Consider the following 4415-nt stretch of genomic DNA (forward strand, 5'->3'; position numbering starts at 1 on the left):
CTCCTCGCCACCCGCCTCGCCAGCCGCATCCGCACCACCCTCGGCACCGAACTCCCCCTGCGCACCCTCTTCGAAGCACCCACCCCCGCCGCCCTCGCGGAACGGCTGAAGCCCGCCAAGCGGGCCCGGCCGAGCCTGCGGTCGGTGAAGCGACCGACGGAGGCCGACTGACGAAGGCCGACTGACGGCAACCGACTGAAGGACGCCGCCTGACGGGCGATCCGGCCCGTCAGGCGTCCGACCTGGCCGACTTGGCCCGACCTGGCCGACCAGCTTCGGCCGCACAAGCACCACACCAGACCTGATCCATCGCACGACCCGGCCCCTGCGGCCGGCCCGTCTCACAGCTAGGGGACTCCAGATGATTCCGTTGTCGTACGCGCAGCGCCGCCTTTGGTTCATGGGCGAGTTGACCGGCCCGAGCGCGACGTACAACATCCCGGTGGTGCTCCGGCTGACGGGGACGCTGTCCCCGGCGGCGCTTGAGGCAGCTCTGCGCGATGTGATCGACCGTCACGAGGTGTTGCGCACCGTCTTCCCGGCGGTGGACGGCGAGCCGCGCCAGCGGGTGCTGCCGACCGAGCTGGCCGCGTTCGAGCTGGCGACGGCCGAGCCCGCCGGGGAGGCGGAGCTGGCCGAGGCGGTGGCCCGGGTCCTGGGGCACCCGTTCGATCTGCACGAGGAGATCCCGATCCGGGCGACGCTGCTCACGGTCGCCCCGGAGGACCACGTACTGGCCGTGGTGGTCCACCACATCGCCGGTGACGGCTGGTCCCTCGAGCCGCTGGCGCGCGACATCGCCACCGCGTACACGGCGCGACTGGCCGACCGGGCGCCCGAGTGGGAGCCGCTGCCCGTCCAGTACGCCGACTACACCTTCTGGCAGCGCGAGCTGCTCGGCGACGACCAGGACCCGGAGAGCCTGCTGACCGAGCAACTCGGCTACTGGCGACAGGCGTTGGCCGGGGTCCCGGAGGAGTTGGCGCTGCCGTACGACCGGCCGCGCCCGGCCACCGCCTCGAACCGGGGCGAGGCCGTCGAGCTGCTCGTGCCAGCCGAACTGCACGCCAAGCTGGCCGAGTTGGCGAAGCAGCAGCGTGTGACGATGTACATGGTGCTGCAGACGGCGCTCGCCGTCCTGCTCTCCCGACTCGGCGGCGGTCGGGACATCCCGATCGGCACGCCGATCGCCGGCCGCACCGACGAGGACCTGAACGAGCTGGTCGGCTTCTTCGTCAACACCCTGGTGATGCGCACGGACCTGACCGGCGACCCTTCGCTCGCCGAGGTGCTCGACCGGGTCCGCGAGACCGGCCTCGGCGCTTTCGAGCACCAGGACGTGCCCTTCGAGCGCCTGGTCGAGGACCTGGCACCCGTGCGCTCACTGGCCCGCCACCCGCTCTTCCAGGTCATGCTCAGCCTGCAGAACAACGCGCAGGCGACCCTCGAGCTGCCCGGTGTCACCGTGCGCCCGCTGGCCGCGCAGACGGCCTCGGCCCGCTTCGACCTCTCCTTCGAGGTCGGCGAGAACCTCGACCCGGCGGGTCGCCCGGCCGGGCTGGCAGTGCGGGCCACGTACGCCGCCGACCTCTTCGACCGGGCTACCGTCGAAGCCGTCGCCCAGCGCCTGGTACGGGTACTGACGGCTCTCGCCCAGGAGCCGGCCACCCGGGTCAGCGCGGTGCGGGTGCTCGACGACGCCGAGCAGGTCCGGATCCTGGAGGAGTGGAACGACACCGCCGTCGAGGTGGCGCCCGCCCACCTGCCCGCGCTGTTCGCCGCCCAGGTCGCCCGCACTCCCGACGCGGTGGCGGTGGTCGCCGAGGGGCAGCGGCTCTCCTACGCGGAGCTGGACGCCCGGGCCAACCGGCTGGCCCGGCTGCTGCGGGAGCGCGGCGTCGGCCCGGAGTCGCTGGTCGCGGTCTGCCTCGGACGCTCGGCCGAGCTGGTGGTCGCGCTGCTCGCGGTGCTGAAGTCCGGTGCCGCCTACGTACCGGTCGACCCGGAGTACCCGGCCGACCGGATCGCCTACATGCTCGACGACGCCCGGCCGGTCGCCCTGATCACCACCGGCGACCTCGCCGCCGGTCCGCCCAGCACCGCCGGTCTGCCGGGCACCGCCGGCGCCCCCGGCCCGCTGCCCCGGATCCTGCTGGACGAGACCGACCTTGACTCCTACGACGGCTCCGCCCTGCCCTGCCCCGAGCTGCTCCCCACGCACCCCGCGTACGTCATCTACACCTCCGGCTCCACCGGCCGCCCCAAGGGTGTGCTGATCGAGCACCGGGCCCTGGTGAACTACGTGGTCCGCTGCCACCGGGCCTACCCCACACTCACCGGCAGCACCCTGCTGCACGCCTCCATCTCCTTCGACGCGGGCGTCACCGGTCTCTACGGCGCGCTGACCTGCGGCGGCCGCGTGGTGGTCGCCGCTCTCGACGAGCGGTTGCCCGCCCTGCTGGCCGGCGAGCGGCTGACCTTCCTCAAGGGCACCCCGAGCCACCTGGCCTTCATGGACGCGTTGCCCGAGGAGTGCGCGCCGACCGGGCAGCTGATGGTCGGCGGCGAGGCCGTGCGTGCCGAGGCGATCCGCGCCTGGTCGGCGCGCCACCCCGGCGTGGCGATCGTCAACCACTACGGGCCCACCGAGGCGACCGTCGGCTGCACCGACTTCCCGGTGGACCCGCGGACGGTGACCGACACCGCCGTGGTGCCGATGGGCCGGCCGATGTGGAACACCCGCGCCTACGTCCTGGACGACACACTGCGCCCGGTGCCGCCCGGCGTCGCCGGCGAACTGTACATCGCGGGCGCCCAGTTGGCGCGCGGCTACCTGGGCCGGCCCGGTCTGACCGCCGAACGCTTCGTGGCCTGCCCGTACGGCGCCCCCGGCGAGCGGATGTACCGCACGGGTGACGTGGTGCGCTGGACCGCCGACGGCAACCTGCAGTTCCTCGGCCGCGCCGACGAGCAGGTGAAGATCCGCGGCTTCCGCATCGAACTCGGCGAGGTCGAGGCCGCCGTCGCCGACTGCCCCGGACTCGCGCGGGCCGTGGTCGTCGCCCGCGAGGACATGCCCGGCGACAAGCGCCTCGTCGCCTACGTCGTCCCGGCCCCCGGCGCGGAGAACACCAAGAAGCTGCCCGCGCTGGTCCGCGCAACGGTCGGGGCCCGTCTGCCCGACTACATGGTGCCGTCGGCCGTGGTGGTCCTGGACGCCCTGCCGCTGACCTCCAACGGGAAGCTCGACCGCCGCGCCCTGCCCGCCCCGGACTACGGGGTGACGGCGGCGGGCCGCGCCGCACGCACGGAGCAGGAGGAACTGCTCTGCGGCGTGTTCTCCGAGGTGCTAGGAGTGGCGGCGGTCGGCCCGGAGGACGACTTCTTCGCGAGCGGCGGGCACTCGCTGCTGGCGGTGCGACTGATCAGCCGGATCCGCTCGGTCCTGGGCATCGAACTGTCGCTGCGCACCCTCTTCGAGGCACCCACCCCCGCCGCCCTGGCACGTCACCTGGACCCGGGCGCACTGGTCCGCCCGCCGGTGGTCGCCGCCGGCGAGCGGCCCGAGCGGGTACCGCTGTCCTTCGCCCAGCAACGGCTCTGGTTCCTCGCCCAGTTGGATGGGCCGAGCGCCACCTACAACATCCCGGTCGCGCTGCGGCTCACCGGCGAGCTCGACCGCGCCGCACTCCACGCGGCCCTGCTCGACCTGATCGGCCGCCACGAGGTACTGCGTACGGTCTTCCCCGCCCACAGCGGAAACCCGCATCAGCAGGTGCTCCCGGCTGACCTCGACCGGCTCGGCTTCGGCCTGACCGTGGCCGACACCACCGAGGCAGAGCTGGCCGAGGCCGTCGCCCGGACGGCCGGGCACGCCTTCGACCTGTCAGCGGAAATCCCCGTACGGGCCTGGCTGTTCGCACTGGCGCCGCAGGAACACGTCCTGGTGGTGACGGTCCATCACATCGCTGGTGACGGCTGGTCGATGGCTCCGCTGGGACGGGACCTGTCGGCCGCGTACGCGGCGCGCGTCAACGGCCGGGCACCCGAGTGGGCGCCGCTGCCGGTGCAGTACGCCGACTACACCCTCTGGCAGCGCGAGCTGCTCGGCGGCGAGGAGTCGCGAAGCGACCTGCTCGAGCAGCAGTTGGCGCACTGGCGACGGGAGTTGGCGGAGGTACCGGAGGAGCTGGCGCTCCCCTTCGACCGGCCGCGCCCGGCCGTCGCCTCGCACCGCGGCGGCTCGGTCGACCTCGCCGTGCCGGCGGAGCTGCACGCCCTGCTGGCCGAGGTGGCCCGCTCGCAGGGTGCCACGATGTTCATGGTGCTGCAGGCGGCGCTGGGTGTGCTGCTGTCCCGGCTCGGTGCCGGGGAGGACGTTCCGATCGGTACGCCGGTCGCCGGCCGTACCGATG

At 73.4% G+C, this 4415-nt stretch carries 2 protein-coding genes; both read left to right on the plus strand.

Annotation, left to right across the window (positions count from 1 at the left end):
* Positions 1-27: 27 nt before the first annotated feature.
* Positions 28-171, plus strand: a complete 144-nt coding sequence (locus ACIBEC_RS47605; protein WP_396290903.1) for a hypothetical protein — start codon at positions 28-30, stop codon at positions 169-171.
* 190 nt (positions 172-361) lie between these two features.
* A partial coding sequence (locus tag ACIBEC_RS47610) for an amino acid adenylation domain-containing protein (protein ID WP_396290901.1) occupies positions 362-4415 on the plus strand: 4054 nt, incomplete at its 3' end.

The organism is Kitasatospora sp. NPDC051164, assembly GCF_044455625.1.
Taxonomy (GTDB): domain Bacteria; phylum Actinomycetota; class Actinomycetes; order Streptomycetales; family Streptomycetaceae; genus Kitasatospora.